This window comes from Deinococcus radiopugnans ATCC 19172, from assembly GCF_006335125.1.
In the GTDB taxonomy this organism is placed as follows: Bacteria; Deinococcota; Deinococci; order Deinococcales; family Deinococcaceae; genus Deinococcus; species Deinococcus radiopugnans.
This window is the reverse complement of record NZ_VDMO01000004.1, coordinates 130,508-148,917: the sequence shown is the minus strand read 5'-3', so window position 1 is coordinate 148,917 and position 18,410 is coordinate 130,508. Positions and strand designations below refer to the sequence as shown.

The 18,410-nt window shown below is 67.3% G+C and carries 17 protein-coding genes and 1 other RNA gene; 5 read left to right on the top strand and 13 right to left on the bottom strand.

Annotated features, from left to right (window positions below):
• Together FHR04_RS04975 and cpdB are read left to right on the top strand one after the other, a co-directional pair.
• Positions 1–1,263: a lactate 2-monooxygenase gene (locus FHR04_RS04975; RefSeq protein WP_139401275.1), complete on the top strand. Its 1,263-nt coding sequence runs from the start codon at positions 1–3 to the stop codon at positions 1,261–1,263.
• Positions 1,264–1,387: 124 nt separating this feature from the next.
• On the top strand, positions 1,388–3,283 hold the full coding sequence (gene cpdB / locus FHR04_RS04970) for a 2',3'-cyclic-nucleotide 2'-phosphodiesterase (RefSeq protein WP_139401415.1): 1,896 nt from the start codon (positions 1,388–1,390) through the stop codon (positions 3,281–3,283).
• Between the two features lie 66 nt (positions 3,284–3,349).
• Here the strand turns inward: cpdB and FHR04_RS04965 are convergent, their stop codons facing one another.
• The 9 genes from FHR04_RS04965 to ffs form a co-directional block, all read right to left on the bottom strand.
• The gene (locus FHR04_RS04965; protein ID WP_139401273.1) at positions 3,350–3,754 is read right to left on the bottom strand and encodes a hypothetical protein; all 405 of its coding nucleotides are present in this window, start codon (positions 3,752–3,754) and stop codon (positions 3,350–3,352) included.
• Between the two features lie 272 nt (positions 3,755–4,026).
• Positions 4,027–4,755, bottom strand: coding sequence for a redox-sensing transcriptional repressor Rex (locus FHR04_RS04960; RefSeq protein WP_039682620.1), 729 nt, complete (start codon positions 4,753–4,755; stop codon positions 4,027–4,029).
• On the bottom strand, positions 4,755–5,918 hold the full coding sequence (locus FHR04_RS04955) for an SPOR domain-containing protein (protein ID WP_139401271.1): 1,164 nt from the start codon (positions 5,916–5,918) through the stop codon (positions 4,755–4,757). The genes FHR04_RS04960 and FHR04_RS04955 overlap by 1 nt, the downstream gene beginning before the upstream one ends.
• Positions 5,919–6,262: 344 nt before the next feature.
• Positions 6,263–7,930 (bottom strand): tetratricopeptide repeat protein, encoded by a 1,668-nt coding sequence (locus tag FHR04_RS04950; protein ID WP_249038988.1) that lies wholly within the window; start codon positions 7,928–7,930, stop codon positions 6,263–6,265.
• 122 nt (positions 7,931–8,052) lie between these two features.
• Positions 8,053–9,093, bottom strand: coding sequence for a dual-specificity RNA methyltransferase RlmN (gene rlmN, locus FHR04_RS04945; RefSeq protein ID WP_139401267.1), 1,041 nt, complete (start codon positions 9,091–9,093; stop codon positions 8,053–8,055).
• Between the two features lie 49 nt (positions 9,094–9,142).
• A complete protein-coding gene (locus tag FHR04_RS04940) occupies positions 9,143–9,928 on the bottom strand; it encodes a PhzF family phenazine biosynthesis protein (RefSeq protein ID WP_139401265.1) in 786 nt (261 codons plus the stop codon).
• A 12-nt stretch (positions 9,929–9,940) separates the two neighbouring features.
• Positions 9,941–11,128: a homocitrate synthase gene (lysS, locus tag FHR04_RS04935; protein ID WP_139401263.1), complete on the bottom strand. Its 1,188-nt coding sequence runs from the start codon at positions 11,126–11,128 to the stop codon at positions 9,941–9,943.
• Positions 11,129–11,294: 166 nt separating this feature from the next.
• Complete coding sequence (gene argC, locus FHR04_RS04930) at positions 11,295–12,350, bottom strand: N-acetyl-gamma-glutamyl-phosphate reductase (RefSeq protein ID WP_139401261.1); 1,056 nt, start codon at positions 12,348–12,350, stop codon at positions 11,295–11,297.
• Positions 12,351–12,527: 177 nt separating this feature from the next.
• Positions 12,528–12,626: signal recognition particle sRNA small type (gene ffs / locus FHR04_RS04925), an RNA gene on the bottom strand.
• A gap of 207 nt (positions 12,627–12,833) precedes the next feature.
• Between ffs and FHR04_RS04920 the strand changes: the two genes are divergently transcribed.
• Together FHR04_RS04920 and FHR04_RS04915 are read left to right on the top strand one after the other, a co-directional pair.
• Positions 12,834–13,511, top strand: a complete 678-nt coding sequence (locus FHR04_RS04920) for an MgtC/SapB family protein (RefSeq protein ID WP_039684692.1) — start codon at positions 12,834–12,836, stop codon at positions 13,509–13,511.
• Between the two features lie 385 nt (positions 13,512–13,896).
• Complete coding sequence (locus tag FHR04_RS04915) at positions 13,897–15,051, top strand: branched-chain amino acid ABC transporter substrate-binding protein (RefSeq protein WP_139401259.1); 1,155 nt, start codon at positions 13,897–13,899, stop codon at positions 15,049–15,051.
• A 64-nt stretch (positions 15,052–15,115) separates the two neighbouring features.
• On the opposite strand, the gene pfkA is transcribed toward FHR04_RS04915, so the two are convergent.
• The 4 genes from pfkA to FHR04_RS04895 all read right to left on the bottom strand — a co-directional run bounded on the left by pfkA (position 15,116) and on the right by FHR04_RS04895 (position 17,780).
• Positions 15,116–16,123: a 6-phosphofructokinase gene (gene pfkA / locus FHR04_RS04910; RefSeq protein ID WP_039684688.1), complete on the bottom strand. Its 1,008-nt coding sequence runs from the start codon at positions 16,121–16,123 to the stop codon at positions 15,116–15,118.
• Positions 16,124–16,199: 76 nt separating this feature from the next.
• The gene (gene rsmI / locus FHR04_RS04905; RefSeq protein ID WP_139401256.1) at positions 16,200–17,102 is read right to left on the bottom strand and encodes a 16S rRNA (cytidine(1402)-2'-O)-methyltransferase; all 903 of its coding nucleotides are present in this window, start codon (positions 17,100–17,102) and stop codon (positions 16,200–16,202) included.
• Positions 17,095–17,355, bottom strand: a complete 261-nt coding sequence (locus FHR04_RS20875) for a hypothetical protein (RefSeq protein WP_170213850.1) — start codon at positions 17,353–17,355, stop codon at positions 17,095–17,097. The genes rsmI and FHR04_RS20875 overlap by 8 nt, the downstream gene beginning before the upstream one ends.
• A complete protein-coding gene (locus FHR04_RS04895) occupies positions 17,352–17,780 on the bottom strand; it encodes a hypothetical protein (RefSeq protein ID WP_039687253.1) in 429 nt (142 codons plus the stop codon). Before FHR04_RS04895 ends, FHR04_RS20875 begins: the two co-directional genes overlap by 4 nt.
• A 152-nt stretch (positions 17,781–17,932) precedes the next feature.
• Between FHR04_RS04895 and FHR04_RS04890 the strand changes: the two genes are divergently transcribed.
• Complete coding sequence (locus tag FHR04_RS04890; protein ID WP_139401253.1) at positions 17,933–18,373, top strand: 23S rRNA (pseudouridine(1915)-N(3))-methyltransferase RlmH; 441 nt, start codon at positions 17,933–17,935, stop codon at positions 18,371–18,373.
• The last annotated feature ends 37 nt before the right edge of the window (positions 18,374–18,410 follow it).

Below are 18,410 nucleotides of genomic sequence, written 5' to 3'. Positions count from 1 at the left end.
ATGTCCCCCCCCAGACCGCTGGCTCCCGGCCCTGGCCGCAGCCGTCAGACGCAGATTTTCGTGGACGGGCTGGGCGGCACGCGCCCGCTGGTGCCGGTGGCCCCCGAACGCCTGCAGGAGGCGGCGCGGCGCAAGCTGGACGCGGCGGCCTTCGCGTATCTGGCGGGCGGCGCGGGCGCGGAACGGACCATGCGGGCCAATCTGGACGCCTTTGCGGGCGTGAAACTGCTGCCCCGCCGGCTGTGCGGTTCGGCGTCGCGGGACCTGAGCGTGGAGTTGTTCGGCCAGAGTTACCCGGCTCCCGTGTTGCTGGCCCCGCTGGGCGTGCTGGAACTGGCCCATCCGGAGGCGGATCTGGCGGTGGGCCGCGCCGCCGCCACGTTGGGCGTGCCGTTCGTCTTTTCCTCGCAGGCGTCCGAGCCGATGGAGCAGGTGGCCTCGGCCATGGGCGACGCGCCCCGCTGGTTCCAGCTGTACTGGGGCACCGACGAGGAGGTCACGCGCTCCTTCGTGCGCCGGGCCGAGACCTGCGGCGCGGAGGCGATCGTGCTGACGCTGGACACCACGCTGCTGGGCTGGCGGCCCCGCGATCTGGACCTGGGCCACCTGCCCTTCCTGCGCGGGCAGGGGCTGGCGCAGTACCTGACGGACCCGCATTTCCGGTCCAGGCTCGCGGGCGTGACGCTGCCCGCCGCCTCGCCCCGGCCCTCGCCCGCCCTTCTCAAGACGGCGGCCAGCCTGGGCGCGCACGGGCGCAAGTTCGGCCTCTCGCTGGCGCAGATGCGGGCAGCGGCAGCTCATTTCACCGCCAGCTACACCCGCCCCGATCTGCAGTGGGAAGACCTCTCACGCCTGCGTGGCTGGACGGATCTGCCCATCATCCTCAAAGGCATCCTGCACCCCGACGACGCCCGTGAGGCCGCCCGGCGCGGCATGGACGGCCTCATCGTCAGCAACCACGGCGGACGCCAGATCGACGGCGAGGTGGGCAGCCTGACCATGCTGCCGCGCGTGGTGGAGGCGGCGGGTGAATTGCCCGTGCTGCTCGACAGCGGGGTCCGCACCGGCTCGGACGTGGCCAAGGCATTGGCCCTGGGCGCGCGGGCGGTGCTGCTGGGCCGCCCCTACGCCTACGGACTGGCGCTGGCGGGCGAGGCGGGCGTGGCCGAGGTGATCCGCAACGTGGTGGCCGAGTTCGACCTGACGCTGGGTTTGCTGGGCGCGCACGCGGCGCGGGAACTGGGGCCAGCGCATCTGGCGTGAAAGTGCATTGGCGGGATGGGCCATACCGCACCGGCCCTGGGGCCATTTGTTCCATGTCACAGACACTTCCCCCGCCGGGGGGCGTATTCTGAACGGCGTGAATAAACACAATTCTCTGGCTTTAATGGCGGCGCTGCTGCTGGGCAGCCTGGGCGCGGCGGGCGCGCAGACGGTCAACCTCCGTATTCTGGAAACCACCGATCTGCACGCCAACGCGCTGGGCTACGACTACTACCAGGACAAGCCCACCGGCGAGTTCGGCTTCGAGTACACCGCCACCCTGATCAAGCAGGCCCGCGAGGAAAAGCGCAACACCCTGCTGTACGACAACGGTGACCTGATCCAGGGCACGCCGCTGGGCGACTACGTGGCCAAGGTCAAGCCGCTGGAGCCGGGCCAGATGCACCCGATGCACGCAGCGATGGCCCTGCTGAAGTACGACGCGGGCAACCTGGGCAACCACGAGTTCAATTACGGGCTGCCCTTCCTGAAACAGGTGGTCGCCGCCGCGCCCATGCCCATCGTGAACGCCAACGTCTATGTCGAGGACGGCGACGGCAACCCTGACAACGACAAGAACGCCTTCACGCCCTACCTGATCCAGCGCAAGCTGGTGCACGACACCTATGGGCGCCCGTACTACCTGAATGTGGGCGTGCTGGGCCTGACGCCCCCGCAGATCGTCGACTGGGACAAGGTCAATCTGGAGGGCAAGGCCACCACCCGCGACATCGTGGAAACTGCCCGCAAGTTCGTGCCCGAGATGAAGGCGCGCGGCGCGGACATCATCGTGGCGATTGCCCACAGCGGACTGGCCGCCGACTACCAGCCGGGCCAGGAGAACGCCTCGACAGAGCTGACCAAGATCGACGGCATCGACGTGGTGCTCAGCGGCCACAGCCACCAGGAATTCCCCGGTCCGGTCTACAAGGACATCCCCGGCGCGGACATCACCAACGGCACCATCAACGGCAAGCCCGTGGTGATGGCCAGCTTCTGGGGCAGTGACCTGGGCATCGTGGACCTGACCCTGCAGCGTCAGGGCAACAACTGGAAGGTCACGGCCGGCAAGGCCGCCGTGCGGCCCATCTGGGACAAGGCCGCCAAGAAGAGCCTGATCACGCCGGACCCCGCCATCGCAGGCGCGGTCAAGGCCGCCCACGAGGGCACGCTGGCCTACGTGCGCGGTACGGTGGCCGAACTGGCGACGCCCATCAACTCCTACTGGGCGCTGGTGCAGGATGATCCCAGCGTGCAGCTCGTGAGCAATGCCCAGATCGCCTACGTCAAGGCTGCGCTGGTGGGCACCGAGTACAAGGACCTGCCGGTGCTGAGCGCCGCCGCGCCCTTCAAAGCCGGTGGACGCGGCGGGGCCAGTTACTACACCGACATTCCCGCCGGCACGCTGGCGATCAAGAACGTGGCGGACCTGTACGTGTATCCCAACACCGTGCAGGCGGTGGAGGTCACGGGCGCGCAGCTTCAGGAATGGCTGGAACGCAGCGCGGGGCAGTTCAACCAGATCGACCCCAAGAAGACCGAGCCGCAGCCGCTGGTCAACGACGCCTTCCCCACCTACAATTTCGACGTGATCGACGGCGTCACCTACGAGATTGACGTGTCTCAGCCCAGCCGTTACGACATGGACGCCAAACTGGTGAACCCGGACGCCCACCGCATCAAGAACCTGATGTACCAGGGCAAGCCTATCGACCCAGAGCAGAAGTTCGTCGTCGCCACCAACAACTACCGTGCCAGCGGGGGTGGCAAGTTCCCCGGCCTGAACGGCAAGAACATCGTCCTCGAATCGCCGGACGAGACCCGCCAGGCCCTGATCGCCTACTTCACTGAGCAGAAGACGGTCAACCCCAGCGCCGACGGCAACTGGAAACTGACCCCCATCCCCGGCGCGACGCTGCTGTACGTCAGCAGCCCCAACGCGCAGAAGTTCGCCCCGGCCGGAGCGACGTTGCTCAAGACGCGCGACGACGGGTTTGCGGAGTACACGATCAAGTTCTGAGTCAGGCTGAAAAAGAGGAGGTGGAGGCCATCATCAGCCTCCACCTCCTCTTTCGGCTCCAATCGCTCAATCGCCCGCTTTGTACCCTTGGCTTGAAATGCCCGTTGCCTTGACTGATACCGGTGCGCCGTTACTACTCTGGCCGAAGAATTCTATATCAATGCTGCTGGATGCGTCGGCCAGATTCGCCTTAACTGTTGAAACTAAGCCTCCAGCGAAGTTAATGCCCAATCCACTGATGGGAAGGCCGTTGGCAGGCTGGACGTCGGTGCGCTGCTGTAGGTCTGCAGTGTATTGCTGGCAAGATTGATAGTTGGGCAAGCTGGCTCGTTCAGGACAGGTGTAGCCAGACGGAACATAGATATCCAATTTGTTGACGTCGCCAGATACGGGTACAGCTCTACCGTTGATGGTATAGGCCGTTAGCCGCCAGCCGGTGATGTATGCAGCATCCGACCCAGGGCGAGTCATGAATGTAAAGTTTACGGGCCCAGCGTCACTAACCGCAAAAGATATTTTTTCAGGAGTCGGAGGAACGGCAGGTGTACCATTCGGATTACCCTCCGAGGGTGGTATGGCGGGCGTTCCAGGGGTGGCAGGCGTAACAGTCCGGGTCACGGTAACAGTGGAGCCGGAGTCGTCAGCGCTCACACCCAGAGAAACCCTGCTACCGGAGACCTGTCCGGGCGCACTGCCACAGGCACTCAGGGTCAGGCCAGCCAGCAGCAGAAGAGCATATTTCTTCATTCGTTATCCTCCGGGACGGGTGAATCTTTCAGATGGGGATTGAGGGTATAGAAGGCGAGCCGTTTCATACCGGCCAGGAAATCGACGTTCTCGACGATTACACCACGCCATTCATCACCAATTTCTTGCTGAAAGTTTCCGCCAACGGAGCGGTGATCTGCCGCGCGCTCATCTGTTGGACGCGGCCCGATGACCACCGGGGCAAAATTGAGAATGCCGCGCACGCCAGCGTCTACCAGCGCCTGGGCGGCGTCCTGGGCACGTTCGGGCGGCACGGCCAGAAAGCCCATATCAACTTTGTTCTCCCGCACGAAGTCGCGCAGTTCCTCGATATGACGCACGGTCAGGTTCCGGACCTGCCGCCCCACCAGCTCAGGACTGACGTCGAACAGGCCCACGTACTGAAACTGGTAGTCGCTGGCCCCTGGATAGTTGGCGATGGCCTGCCCCAGCCGTCCGACGCCCACGATCACCACGTTCCAGGTCTGGTTCAGACCCAGCACCCGCACCAGTTCCCGCTTGAGAATCGGCACGGTGTAACCCATGCCGCGCGTGCCGAAGCGCCCGAAGTAGGCCAGGTCCTTGCGCACCTGAAAGGCGCTGACCCCGGCGCGTTCGGCCAGGTCGGTGCTGCTGGTGCGACTGACCTCCCGCGTTTCCAGTTGCTCCAGAATGCGCAGGTAGGTCACCAGACGGCTGATGGCGGCGGTGGGAACCTCGGCCATCAGCGCACCCGGAAGTGGTCCAGATTGTTGTCATCCAGCCGCTTCTCGGTGCGGGTCAGGGCGTCGCCGGTGTAGGGGCCGACGGCCACCGTCACCTTGCGGCCCTCGGGCGCGTTGACGGTAGGCACGTAGCCCAGGTCACGCAACTGGTCCACCAGCTTCTGGGCGCTCTCCACGCGGTCAAAGGCCCCCACCTGCAGGTAGATCGGGCCGCTGGGCGCCGCCGCCGGGGCGCTGGCCGGGGCAGGCGCAGAACTGGCGCTATCGCTGCTGGAGCTGCTGCCCGAACTGCTGTCAGCGGTGCCGGTGGCCTTGGCGCGCGGCGGGTACAGCAGCGCGCCGGGGTAGGCCCGCTGAATGTCGCCCAGGGCCTGCCGGGCGCTGGCCTCGTCGGCGAAGGGGCCAACCTGCGCCACCACCTGGCTGCCCAGATCGATGGGATAAACCGTGTAGCCCAGGCTGCTGACTGGCGCGGTGCGGCTCTGGGCCGTGCCCACGCTCCCGAAGGTGCCCAGGCTGATGCGGTAATCGCTGCGCAGCGGCGTGCGGCTCTCGCTGGTGGCAACGGCGCCACCGCTACGCGGCGCAACCGTGCTGGCGGTGGGGGTTTCGGTGGGAGTGGCTGGCGGTTCGGTGATCTCGGCCTGGGGAGTTTCGGTCTGGGGGGGCTGAGCGTCAGCGGTGGGGGTCCTGGTGGCTGGTGTTTCAGCGGTTGAGGCATCGGTGCTGGCCGCCGTATCCGGCGTCGCTTCTGGTCCGGTGGTGGCTGTGTCGTCAGCCGTGGGCGCGGCGGGAATGATGGGCGCCTCGGTGACCGCATCAGTGGCCGCGGCCGTCTGTGCGGTGTCGGTGGGCGCGGTGGCGGTAGGGCTGGCGCTGGTGGAGGGGGTGTCGGAGGCGGCCGCAGTGTTGGTGCTGTCGGTGGCTGCGCTGTCCGGAGTCGTATCGGTGTCCGCCGCAGGGGGCGTAATGGTGGTGGTGTCGTCAGCTGTCCCCGGCGCGGCGGGTATGCCGGAAGTCGTCGGCGCTGTCGTGGTGGGCGTGGTGGTGGTGGCCGTCTTGCGCTGGCCCAGCAGCAGCGCAGCAAAGCCGGCCAGCAGCAGCAGCACCAGAACCCCGATCAGGATGTCGGGCCAGCGGCGGGTGGCGGTGGGTCTGCTCATCGTGCTCTCCCGGCCGTCATCGGCCGCCTGCGGTCTGGATGGTGAGGCGTGATGTGTTCATGTCCCCGTGGGAGACCGTGTTCTGTCGTGTTTGCCCGCATACAACCCCCTTGAACCCTCTTGATCGATCCAGCACTGGCGCTGTCAGCGGCACACTCTGGCCCGCAAGGCAGCCCTGTCTTGAATGCCGTGCCTCAGCTTACAAAAAAAGCGTGTGGGTAAGGCACGCTGGGACGTGTGGGGGTGCGGATCAGCAACTGCAGGCGGCCAAGACAAAGAGACCGAACGACAAACGGCGGCGCTCAGGGCCAGATCAACCCTGAGCGCCGCCGTTCCTGCCTCCTTTACTTCAGGGCATCCCTGGCCTTGCTGTTGCCCAGATCGGCGGCCACCTTGAGTGAGATCCGGGCCTGATCGTCCTGGCGCTGCGAGCGCTGGGCCAATCCCAGCATGTACCACGCGTCGGCGGCCTTGGGGTCTTCCGTGACCAGACCGCGCAGCACGGCCTCCGCCTCCGCGTAGCGCGCGCTCGCCAGCAGGGCGGAGGCCAGATTCAGCCGCGCCGTGGGGGTGGGGCTCAGCCGCACGCTGTCGGCCAGGGCGCTCGCGGCCGCCGGGTAGTCCTGCCGGGCGTAGTGGCTCAGGCCCAGCCACAGCGCAGTGTCGGCGTCGGGGCGGCGTCTGTGGCTTTCCTTGAGCGCCACCACCGCGTCCAGCAGCCGGTTCTGGCGGTAGGCGGCAAGGCCGCGCACGTACAGCGCCCGCGCCGACGTGGCCGTATCGGGCTTGAGTTTCAATGCCAGCGTGGTGTCGGCGGCGGCCTCGTCGAAGCGGCCCAGGGTCAGGCGGACGCCGGCCAGCGCCGTGCGGTAGGCGGCGTTGTCCGGGGCCAGCCGCACCGCGCTCAGGTACGCGGTCAACGCGCCCGACCGGTCATTGCGCAGCGCGCGCAATTCGCCTTCACGCGCGAACGCGGCGGCGTTGTACTTGTCGGCCTTGGCGGCGGCGCTCGCGGCCAGGACCGCCCCACGGGTGTCCTTGCCAGCCGCCAGGATGTCGGCCTTGCGCAGCAGCAACGCCGAGCGCTCGCTGGCCTTCCTGACCCGCTTAACCGCGGCGTCCAGCTCGCGCACGGCCCGGTCCGGCAATCCCTGGGCCACGTAGATGTCGGCCAGCAGCAGCGCCGCGTCCATGCGGGTGCCGTCGGCCTGCAGCACCGCGTACAGGCCGGGCAGCGCCTCGGCCCCCTGGCCCGCCAGGGTCCGGGCCTGCGCCAGCCGGTAGCCGGCGTCCAGGTCCTCGGGGGCCAGCGCGGTGATCTGGGCCAGGGTGGCGCTCAGGGCGGCGAAGTCGGCCAGCCGGGTCTGTTCGGCGGCCAGGGCCTCGAGAATCTGGCGCTGGGTGGCGGCGGGGGCCTTGCCCTCCATCAGCGTGACGGCCTGAGCGTACAGTTGCAGCGCCCCCGCGTGATCCCCGGCCCGGCCCGCAATCACGCCCAGGTTGTACGGTCCCTCGTAGCGGTCGGGGGCCAACGTCACGAACTGTCTTAGCTCAAAGGCCGCGCCCTTGTCGTTGCCCAGCGCCAGCAGTGCCAGCGCCAGCCCGAAATGCGGTTCCGGATGGCCGTAGTTCTGCGCCACCAGTGCCTCAAAGCCGCTGCGGGCCTGGGCGTACTGCTTGGCCGCATAGGCCGCCTGCGCCTTTTCCAGCCCGGCCTGTTGGGCCGGGGTCAGTGGGGGAATGGGCGGGGTGGTCGGGCCTGGCGCGGCCGTCCCCTGGGCCGCACCTGGGGCGTTTTGGTCTTGAGTCGCCGTGTTCTGTGCGGCTGTGGGCAGTGTGGGAAGTTTGGGAACAGTGGTCGCCGAGTTCAAGGTGTTCTGGATGCCGACGGACGTGACGGTTTCCACCATGGTCTGGGCCGAACTGACGCCGGCCAGGCCCAGCAACAGGCCGGGCAGCAGTCCGGTCAGTGCGGCGCGTCTGGAACGGCTGGAGCGCGTTGTTTGCTTCACCTGAGAGCCTCCTGAGGTCGTTAAAACGCCCTCAACGTAGCACCCGGCTTTTTCCATAACTCTTACGGCAAGGCGGGGTGAGGTGACCTCCAGCTGGTGCCGCTCTGTCCCAGTAGGTTGGTTTACAGGGCCGCGCCGGTCCCGCTCACCGCGCCGGGCCGCTTGAGGGCCAGCTGCCCGCAGGCCGCCCCCGCATCCTTGCCGCGCGACCGGCGCACGCTGACGTCCACGCCGCGCGATTCCAGCGTGTCGTAGAACGCCTGGATGTCCGCCTCGGAGGTGCTCTGAAAGCCCGAACCCTCCCAGGGATTCATGGGAATCAGGTTGACGTGGCTGACCAGCCCGCGCAGCAACTCGGCCAGCAGCTCGGCCTGCCACACCGCGTCGTTGACCCCGCGCAGCATGGTGTACTCGAAGGTAATGCGCCGCCCAGTCACGCCCTGGTACTCGCGCGCCGCCGCCATGATCTCGGCAATCGAGTTGGCCGCCCCGGTGGGAATGATGCGCTGACGGGTTTCCTCGTCGGGCGCGTGCAGGCTGATCGCCAGCTTGAGGCCCAGATCGTCCTCGGCGGCCAGCCGGGTGATGCCCTTGGCGATCCCCACCGTGGACAGCGTGATGCGGCGTTTGCTCATGCCCAGCGCCTGCGGGTGCAGCAGGATGCGCGCCGCCGCCATCGTATGGTCATAGTTCAGCATCGCCTCGCCCATGCCCATGAACACCAGATTCCGCAGCTCGCGTGGGGCCAGGCCCTCGCCCCCAGCCACCGCCAGCACCTGCCCCACGATCTCGCCGGGGGTCAGGTTGCGCCCGAAACCCATCGCCCCCGTCGCGCAGAAGGAACATTTGGCCGGGCAGCCCACCATCGTGGAGACACACACGGTCTTGCGGTCGAGGTACGGCATGTAGACCGCTTCCATCTGCCGCCCGTCTTGCAGGGTGAACAGGTACTTGACGCTGCCGTCCGTGCTGCGAACCGTCTCGATCTCGCGGAAGGGGTTGAGGTGGTATTTGTCCGCCAGTTCGCCGCGTAGTTCGGCGGGCAGGTTGGTCATATTCTCGAAGGCGCCCACCCCCTGCACGTAGACCCATTCCAGCAGTTGGGTGCGCCGGAACCCCTCCAGGGGGTAGGCGTCGGGGTGAAGGTCGAGGAGAAGCTGCATCCTCGTAGTCTAGTGCGTCGGCCTGCCGGGCAACGTGACGCTCGCCTGTTCAGTTCAGAGGAACGGCCCCCCCACCCACCCAGACCTCGGTGCCGCCTTCTGCCGGGCCAAACTGCACGCTCAACCGCGCGGGGTGCCCCGGCATCCGCTGGGCCGCGCGCAGCAGGTTGGTGTCGGCGGGCAGGCGATTCGACGCGCCCAGCACGCCCACCGCACAGGCCAGCATGTTGCTGCTGGCGGCGTCCTCCAAAAAGCCCCTGAGCGGCCCGAAGGCCCGGAAACTCAGATCGGCGCGGCCCGGCCCGCCCATCGTGAAGAGGATCAAGCCTGTGGTTCCCGTGGTCTGGCCCAGGAGAGAGATCACTTCGGCGTCCGGCGTGAAGGCGTCCAGCGCCGCCAGATCGGCCACCTCCACCACCAGATTGGGCCGTCCCAGACTGGAACTCCAGCACGGCTCAGCACTCAGGCCGATGGGGGAGAGGTTGGCCTCCACCTCCCTGACCTGCGGCACGCCCTGGCGCAGCAGCCATTCACCGCCGCACAGTTGGGCGGGCCACGTTTCGCCGCCCATCCCAACCTCGGCCACGTCCAGCAAATCGGGGCGCAGATGCGTGAGGGCCGCCAGCGCCGCACTGTCTGAACTGCCCTTCTCCTTGACCGGCGTGAAGACCCGCAAAGACACTTCGGAGACGCTGGCCGAGTGCACGAACACGCTCAGGGGTGCCCCTGCCCCCGCCGCCCTGGCCTGCAAATCACCGTCCGCATTGGGAAAGACGGCGACGAGTTTGCCACCCTCGCCCTTTTCGGAAAGTACGCGGTAGAGAGAAACAGTCACGCCTCCATTCTGTCAGGCACTGACCCACTCGCGCAGCAACGCCTCCAGGTGGGCGTCGTCCAGATCGTCGGTCTCGGCCAGTGCCTTGATGTGATCGGTCACGCGGCGCAGGGCGTCCTCACCGTAGTGCAGGCCCAGTTCGCGCGCCTTGTAGGCGATCGCGTGCTTGCCGGTCACCTTGCTGGCGGCCTGAATGCGGCGGCCCACGCCAAAGGCTCCGGGGGGGATGGCCTCGTAGGCGCCGGGGTTCAGGTAGATGGCCTTGAGGTGCATCCCGGCCTTGTGGTTGTAGGCGAATTCGCCGGTCAGGTAGTTGTTCCACGGAATCGGCAGGCCCACCATGCGGGCGATCATGTTGTCCAGCTCGGGCAGCAGTTCCAAGTTGTACTTGTCCACCAGCCCCTGCGGATCGAAGGTGAACATGCGGGCCAGAAAGCCCCCCAGCGGCGTGATGCCATTGCGCTCGCCGATCCCCAGAATGGTGGTGTCGATGTGGGTGGCCCCCGCCTCGACGGCCTCGTAGGCGTTGCTCACCGCGCAGCCGGTGTCGTTGTGGCCGTGGAACTCGATGCCGCACCCCTCGTGGATCACGTTCCGCACTTCCCGCACCAGCGCGTAGACCTGCCGGGGCGTCGCCACGCCCACCGTGTCCGCCAGCCCGACGCGGTGGACGCCCAGATCGGACACGGCCTTGTACACGGCCATCAGGTCGGCCTCCTCGCTGCGGAAGGTGTCCTCGGCGGAGAAACGCAGTTCCAGCTGCGGGTGGTGGGTCTTGATCCAGCCGATCACCGTCTGCGCCGACTCGATGATCTGGCCGATGTTCTTGCCGTGCGAGAACTCGCGCAAGAAGCTGGAGGTGCCGAACAGCAGATCCAGGCCGTCCACCCCGGTGTCCACCGCCCGCTGCACGTCTTCCATGTGGCAGCGCACATGGGTCAGCAGTTTGGCGTTCAGGTTCAGATCGGCCAGCTTGCGGATGTCGCACGCCGTCTGGGCACTGACCATGGGGGTGGTCAGCTCGATGTATTCGGCCCCGAACGCATCCAGCGCGCGGGCCACCTCGACCTTGTCGTCACTTTTGAAGTTGCCACGCGCGAACTGCTCGCCCTCCCGCAGGGTGGAATCGATGATGGCCCAGGAACGGGCGGGAATCGGAGGAACAGTGGACTGGGCGGGCGGGGGCAGTTGCTGGGTCATGGGATGGCCTCTTGCCGCCCAGTCTGCCGAACCACTTATTAAATGTCAATAAAAGATGTCTATAAGTTGCCGTGTGAAAAGAAGAGAAGAGGAGTGGTGCTGAATCGCTCACGCGCATCAGAAATCTGTCGACGCGCTGCCCCTGGGCTGTCCGCTCCCCATCCGTTCAGGCCGGATGCAGCCCCGCAAACTCCAGCCCCGTCGTCTCGGCCCAGCCCTGCGCGATGTTCAGGGATTGAACGGCGTGGCCCGCCGTGCCCTTGACGAGGTTGTCGATGGCGCTCATTAAAACCACGCGCCCGGTGTCCTGATCCATCTCGAAGCCGATGTCGCAGTAGTTGGTGCCGTCCAGCAGCATGGGGTCGGGATAGCGGTGGACGCCTTTGGCCACCTTGACGATGCGGATGAACGGCTCGGCGCCGTACACCTCGCGGTACGCGCTCCAGACGTCGCGGTCACTGTAGCCGTCGGGAATCCAGGCCTGCGCGGTGGTCAGGATGCCCCGCACGCGCGGCGTGCTGATGGCGGTCAGGTGCAGCGGAAAATGCCCCGGCAATTCCTGCTGCGCCTCGGAGGTGTGGCGGTGGCCGACGGGCTTGTACACCCGCAGGCTGCCCGCCCGCTCCGGGTGGTGCGAGGATTCCGAAGGGCTGGCCCCCGCCGCGCTGCTGCCCACCAGCCCGGTGGCGATGATGTCCTTGGGCAGCAGGACGCCCAGCTTCAGCAGCGGGTACAGCGCCAGGATCACCGAGGTGGCAAAGCAGCCCGCGCAGGCGATCCGGGTGGCGCCGACAAGTTCCTCGCGGTGCAGTTCAGGGTTGCCGTAGACCCAGTCGCCCAGCTTTTCGGGCGTGGGGTGTGCCTCGCCGTAGACCTTCTCGTACACTTCTGGGTCTTTGAGGCGGAAGTCGGCGGACAGGTCGATCAGGATGCGGCCCTTGCCCTCGAACTCGGCCAGCCGCTTGGCCGCCGAGTTGTGCGGCAGGGCCAGCACGATCACGTCGGCTTCCTCCAGCTCGGCCAGCTTGCGGAATTTCAAAGTGGTGCGCCCGCGCAGGTTGGGATGCACCATGCTGACTGGCGTTCCGGCGCTGCGTTCGCTGGTCACCTGCGTGACCTTCAGGTGCGGATGCCCCAGCGCCAGCCGCAGGAATTCCCCGCCCGCGTACCCGCTGCCCCCCACGATGGCGACTGTCAGTTGTTCCGAAGATGGACGGCTCATACGCGTCCCACTCTGCCCGAAATGAGAGGGGGCAGGTGGGAAGTGGCTAGGGGAGGGCCATGAGGCAGTGGTGCGAGGAAAGGCAAAACGCCCTGCTCCAGTTGGAGGGGACGCTCGGGGTTCTCGCTGCTGGATTGAGGTTGCCTGGTTTCACTGGCATGCCAGTGAACAGAAAAAGCATTGCCGGTGAGCAACGGCACCCGCGAATCATCCCTTATGGCTGCTGCCTTCCGGCCCTGACCAGGTTCGAGCGTTCGCGCTGCGCTGCGCCAGCAATGCGCCGTAGAAGATAGCACAGCCATTCGGGAAGGCAAAATGCGCGGCCCCCTGTGTCGGCCCGCCGCGTTCAGGCCGCCTGCCCGGAGCGTGGGGTGGGCGAGGCGTGGTCTAAACTTCGGACTGTTGAGTTGCTCAGTCGAGTGCCGGAGAACGAAGGGACGAGTACAGACTAATGAGTACAGACCAAAAGGAGGCTGAAGCGACGTGACCTCGGTGACCGAAGTGATGGTGCGGCTGTGTCTGGCCGTCGTGCTGGGTACCCTGCTGGGGCTGGACCGCTTGCGGGTGGAACCGGCGGCGGGGCCGCGCACGCACGCGCTGGTGGCGCTGGGATCGGCGCTGCTGCTGATTGTGTCGAGCGAGGGGTTCATGCGCGTCATCGGGCTGCCGCACGTGGTGCTGGACCCGTCGCGGGTGGCGGCGCAGGTGGTCAGCGGCATCGGGTTCCTGGGGGCCGGCGTGATTCTGCTGCGGCGCGAAACCGAGACCATTCGCAACCTGACCACCGCCGCGAGCATCTGGGTGGTGGCCGCCATCGGGCTGGCGGTGGGGGCCGGCCTGTACGTGGGGGCGGTGGCGTCCACGGTCCTGGCCCTGCTGATCCTGCGGGGGGTCAAGCGGCTGGAGCAGACGCAGAAGAGCCTGATGCGCCGCTACACCCTGACGCTGCGGTTCGACTCGGGTGCGGACGGGGCCGCCGAGATCGAGCGCCGGGCGGTGCAGGCCGGCGCCCGCTGCCGCTACCGCCGGCTGCAGCTGAACAACAAGCAGGGGTACGACGAGTACGAACTGGAGGTCAGCCGCATCAGCGCCCCGGACCTGATGGCCCTGACGCGCGAGTGCCGCAACGTTCCCGGCCTGCTGGACCTGTTGATGCGGTGACGCTGGAGAAGGTGCAGTGCAGGCGCGCTCACGAACCGCACGGCAGGGGCGCTGTAGGCGGCTCAGCGGAAACGACCTTGCCCAGGGTAGGGCCGCACCTGCGACAGGTCATGGTCTCGCCAAGCTGTGGGGCCGTTTTCGCGTCGGAAACGCCGTTCCTGTTTCCGGCATAAACCGTGTAGAGCAGTGGGTCATCTGATCTGAAGGCCAGGATTGTCTTGACATTTGCCTGATCTTGTTTGACAGGTGAGAGGAGGATTGATAGGGTGACCAGATCTGATTTAAGTCATTTCTGGCCTGGCAAAATTCGGTCCATTGTATAGACGGAGCCGGATTTTACCGAACTGCACCATTGTTATGGAAGGCCGATGTCACGGAGGAAAGAATGAAGAGACTCACCCTGAACGTGTTGACCCTGGGCCTGCTCGCCGCCGGTGTGGCCGGAGCGCAGACCACCATCAAGATCGCCAGCCTCTCGCCGCTGTCGGGCAGCCAGAGCTTTACCGGCACGCTGGTCCGGAACGGGGCGCAGCAGGCCGTAGACGAATACAAGGCCGAATTCAAGAAGCTGGGGTTTGACCTGCAGTTTGTCGGCTACGACGATCAGGCCGACCCGGCCACTGGCACGGCGGCGGCGCGCAAGATCGCATCCGACCGCAGCATTCTGGGCGTGGTGGGCACCATGAACAGCGGCGTGGCGATTCCGGCCAGCGAGGCCCTCAAGGCCAGCCACGTCACCATGGTCAGCCCGGCCACCACCGCCAATCAGGTCACCGACCGCGGCCTGGCCAACATGAACCGCATCGTGGCGCGCGACGACGCCCAGGGGCCGGCGGGCGCTGAATTCATGCTGAACAAGCTGAAGGCCAAGAAGGTCTACATCCTCAACGACAAGACCGCCTACGGTGAGGGGCTGGCCTCCGAGGTCGAGAAGACCCTCAAGGCGGGCGGCGCCACGGTAGTCACCAACGAGGGCACTGAGGAAAAGAGCGACTTTTCCAGCGTGATCGCCAAGATCAAGCTGCAGAAGCCCGACGCGGTGTACTTCGGCGGCATCTACACGCAGATCGGCATTTTCATCCGTCAGCTGCGTGACGCCGGGATCGATATCCCGGTGGTGGGGGGCGACGGGTTGGACAGCACCGAACTGGCGGTCATCGCCGCCAAGGGCGCGAACAACATCTATTACACGACCATTGCGGCGCCCATTGAGGCCCTGCCTGCGGCCAAGACCTTTGTCGCGGACTACCGCAAGAAGTTCAAGACCGCGCCTGCCGGCTACTCGGCCTTCGCCTACGACGCGGCCAAGGTGATCGCGCAGGGCATCCTGAACGCGGCCAAGGCCAATGGCGGCAAGCTGCCCAGCCGCGCCCAGGTCGAGAGCGCCATTCGCAGCGGGAAGTTCACCGGGTTGCTGTCCGGCGAGGTGACCTTCAACAGCGTCGGCGACCGCAATTCGGTGACGCTGTACATCATGAAGGTGGAGGGAGGCAAGCAGATTCTCGACACGCAGTCGACGGTCAAGCCGCCCCGGAAATAACCGGCAGAAGGCGGGCGGAACGTGGGGAATCAGTCCCTGCGTTCCGCCCTTTTCGATGCCCGCGTTACACGCTCAGTTTCATGGCGCAGCGGTACAGATCGCGGTTGACGTCCTTGCGCTTTTCCCAGGTCTCGTGCAGCGGCGTGTGGATGATGTCGCCGCCGCGCCGCCCCACCATCACGCCGCTGACGCCGTCCATTAACGCGTAGACGGCGGCCTCGCCCAGACGGCTGGCCAGGATGCGGTCGCTGGACACCGGGGTGCCGCCGCGCTGGATGTGACCCAGGATGCTGACGCGGGTTTCCAGGCCCGTGCCGGCCTGAATGGCGTCCCCCACGCCCTGCGCGCCGCCCGGCACGCCCTCGGCCACGATCACGATGCTGCCCATCTTGCCCTTCTTGACGCTGTCCTTGACGATCTGGATCACGTCTTCGATGGGCTTGTCGTCTTCGGGAATAAAGACTTCCTCGGCGCCGCCCGCCACCGCCACGTCCAGCGCGATGTGCCCGGCGTGGCGGCCCATCACCTCGATCACGAAGATGCGCTCGTGGCTGGCCCCGGTGTCGCGCAGCTTATCCACGGCGTCCAACGCGGTCTCCACCGCCGTGAAATAGCCGATGGTGTGGTCCGTGCCGTACAGGTCGTTGTCGATGGTGCCGGGCACGCCGATCACCGGAATGCCGTGCTCCTGCTCCAGCAACTTCGCGCCGTGAAAGCTGCCGTCGCCGCCAATCACGATCAGGCCGCCCACACCGTTGTCTCGCAGATGCTGCGCGCCGCTGGCCCGGCCTTCGGGAGTGCGCCAGGTGGCGCTGCGGGCGGTGAGCAGGATGGTGCCGCCGCGCTGGATGGTGTTGGCCATGTCGCGCGGGCCGATCAGCCTCAGCTCGCCCCGGTGCAGGCCCGAAAAGCCCCGGCGCACGCCCATGACCTCCAGGCCCTCGAAGGCGGCGGTGCGGACCACCGCGCGGATCGCCGCGTTCATGCCCGGCGCGTCGCCGCCGCTGGTCAGAACGGCCACGCGCTGGATGCCTGCGGGGTTAGGGTGCCGGGTGGGGGTGGGTTCAGTCATGGTCAGTCTCGCTTTGTGGGAAGTGGAAAAAGTGTGGGGAAAAGGAGGCGGGCAGGGGCGTCCGGTGCAGGCCGGCTCAGGCCCCGCCTGTGACCCGCAGGGCCAGCGCATAAGCGTCATTCTTACGCAAACCCTGGGCCATCAGCAGATCACGTATATCCCTGGATGTTTTTCCCTGTCCGGCCCATTCCTGGGCCAGCGCCTCGTGATCCGGGGCGGGGGCGTCGGGATCGGCCTCTCCGGTCGGGCGGCCACCCACCACCACCACAATCTCGCCCCGGACCCCGGCAGCAAAGCGCACGGCCAGTTCGCCCAGCGTGCCGCGCGCGGTTTCCTCAAATTTCTTGGACAGTTCGCGGGTCACGCTGGCGGGGCGCGTCTCACCGCAGGCCCCCGCCAGATCGCCCAGCGTGGCTCCCAGCCGGTGTGGGCTCTCGTACAGGACGGTGGTTTCGGGCCGGGCGGCCAGGGCCACGAGGCGGGTCTTGCGCTCGCGGCCACTGCGCGGCAGGAAGCCCTCGAAGGTAAAGCGCGCGGTGTCCAGTCCCGACAGCACCAGCGCGGGCACGAAGGCGGTGGCTCCGGGCAGCACCTCCACCGGAACATCCGCCGCGAGGGCTGCCGCCACCAGTTCCGCGCCGGGATCGCTGACGCCGGGGGTGCCTGCGTCCGAGACGTAGGCCAGCCGGGGGTACTTGTCCAGCACGGCGGGGGCGCGGCGCATGGTATGGGCGTCCAGGCGCACCAGCGGCTTCTGAATCCCCAGGTGCGACAGCAGCGCCCCGCTGCGACGGGTGTCCTCGCAGGCCACCGCGTCCGCCCCCTTCAGGACCTCCACGGCGCGCAGGGTGATGTCGCCCAGGTTGCCGACGGGCGTGGGGACCAGCCACACACGCGGGCCGCCCTCCTGCCCGGAGACAGGGGAGGGGCGGCCAGGCGGAGTGGGGCGCGGCGGCCCGGCGTCCGGCAACTCAGTCATCGGCTCCAGACGGCGGGCCGCCCAGCGTCAGGCGGGCGCCCACCAGCCCCGCGCCGTCCGTGCCGGTGGCGGCCAGTCCGACGTTGGGTTTGAGCCTGACCTTGACCTTGCGCGGCCGTTTGAGCACGTTGGTGATGCGGGCGCGCAGCAGTTCGCCCTCGCCCACGGTGACGGTGACCACCGTGCCCTCAGGCAGGCGGGTGCCCAGCACCACCACCACCCCGTTTTCCACGACGCCCTTGTAGGCTCTCATGCTTCCCTCCCCTGGGCGCGGCGTTGCCGCCGGTTGGCCCTGGACAATGCTTCCTGAAGTGCCACAATTTCCGATTCGCGCGCCCCGCCCAGCCGGGCGTAGCGGTCAATGACTTCAGCGGCCTCGCGCCGGCGGTCTAGCCGCAGCAGCAGGGCGCCCAGATGCTCACCGCCCACGAAGTACGCGCGGGGGTTTTCCGGGTCCGCCAGAATCTGCGCGCGGGCCTTTTCCATTCTGGACAGCGCCTGCTGATGACGCCCCACCTGCCAGCGCACCAGATACAGCGCCAGCCCGAAGGTCAGCAGGGCGCCCAGCACCGAGATCGAGATGGTTTCCGAGACCCCGAAGCCCGCGCCCAGCCGCAACGTCAGCGGAAAGCAGAAGGCCAGCACCACCATGACCGCCAGCGTGGCTGCGTAGTTCACGCACCGCCCCACTGGACAGCGTCACAGAGGGTGCCGCTCTGGGGAGGGGCGGACAGAACCATGCCACACAGTCTAGCGGTCAGCGGCGGCCACACGCCGTCAGTCGGCTCACGCTGCCCTGCGCTGAACCAGAAGGTTTAGGCTGGAACCCTGTGAGGCTGCACCTGATCACCGTTGGAGAACCCCGGCTGGCCTACGCCCGCGCGGGCTGGGACGAGTACGCCACGCGGCTGCGGCGCTACCACAAGCTGCAGGTCAGCCGCGTCTCGGGCAAGACGCAGGCCGCCGAGAGCGAGGCGGTGCGCCGGGCCGCCGGCAAGGCCCCGTTGATCCTGCTGGACCCGCGTGGGCGGCAGTTCACCTCGGAGGGCCTGAGCGCGTACCTGGACGCCCGCGCGCTGGGCGGCACCGGGGAACTGGCGTTCGCGGTGGGCGGCCCCGAGGGCCACACCGACGAGCTGCGGGCCGGGGCCGACGCGCTGTGGAGCCTGGGCGAGCTGACCCTGCCGCACGATCTGGCCATGGTGGTGCTGGCCGAGGCGCTGTACCGCGCGGCCACCATCAGCGCGGGCGAGCCGTACCACCGGGGCTAGGCGCCTGTCCGCCCGTTTGACAGCCGGAGGTCCCGCT

Coding starts and splice junctions, on each gene's coding strand:
- rsmI (WP_139401256.1), bottom strand. CDS start 17,102: ATGACTGAGTTGCCGGACGCCGGGCCGCCGCGCCCCACTCCGCCTGGC.
- lysS (WP_139401263.1), bottom strand. CDS start 11,128: ATGACCCAGCAACTGCCCCCGCCCGCCCAGTCCACTGTTCCTCCGATT.
- pfkA (WP_039684688.1), bottom strand. CDS start 16,123: ATGACTGAACCCACCCCCACCCGGCACCCTAACCCCGCAGGCATCCAG.
- FHR04_RS04955 (WP_139401271.1), bottom strand. CDS start 5,918: ATGAGCAGACCCACCGCCACCCGCCGCTGGCCCGACATCCTGATCGGG.
- FHR04_RS04975 (WP_139401275.1), top strand. CDS start 1: ATGTCCCCCCCCAGACCGCTGGCTCCCGGCCCTGGCCGCAGCCGTCAG.
- FHR04_RS20875 (WP_170213850.1), bottom strand. CDS start 17,355: ATGAGAGCCTACAAGGGCGTCGTGGAAAACGGGGTGGTGGTGGTGCTG.
- argC (WP_139401261.1), bottom strand. CDS start 12,350: ATGAGCCGTCCATCTTCGGAACAACTGACAGTCGCCATCGTGGGGGGC.
- FHR04_RS04965 (WP_139401273.1), bottom strand. CDS start 3,754: ATGACTCGCCCTGGGTCGGATGCTGCATACATCACCGGCTGGCGGCTA.
- FHR04_RS04960 (WP_039682620.1), bottom strand. CDS start 4,755: ATGGCCGAGGTTCCCACCGCCGCCATCAGCCGTCTGGTGACCTACCTG.
- FHR04_RS04915 (WP_139401259.1), top strand. CDS start 13,897: ATGAAGAGACTCACCCTGAACGTGTTGACCCTGGGCCTGCTCGCCGCC.
- cpdB (WP_139401415.1), top strand. CDS start 1,388: ATGGCGGCGCTGCTGCTGGGCAGCCTGGGCGCGGCGGGCGCGCAGACG.
- rlmN (WP_139401267.1), bottom strand. CDS start 9,093: ATGCAGCTTCTCCTCGACCTTCACCCCGACGCCTACCCCCTGGAGGGG.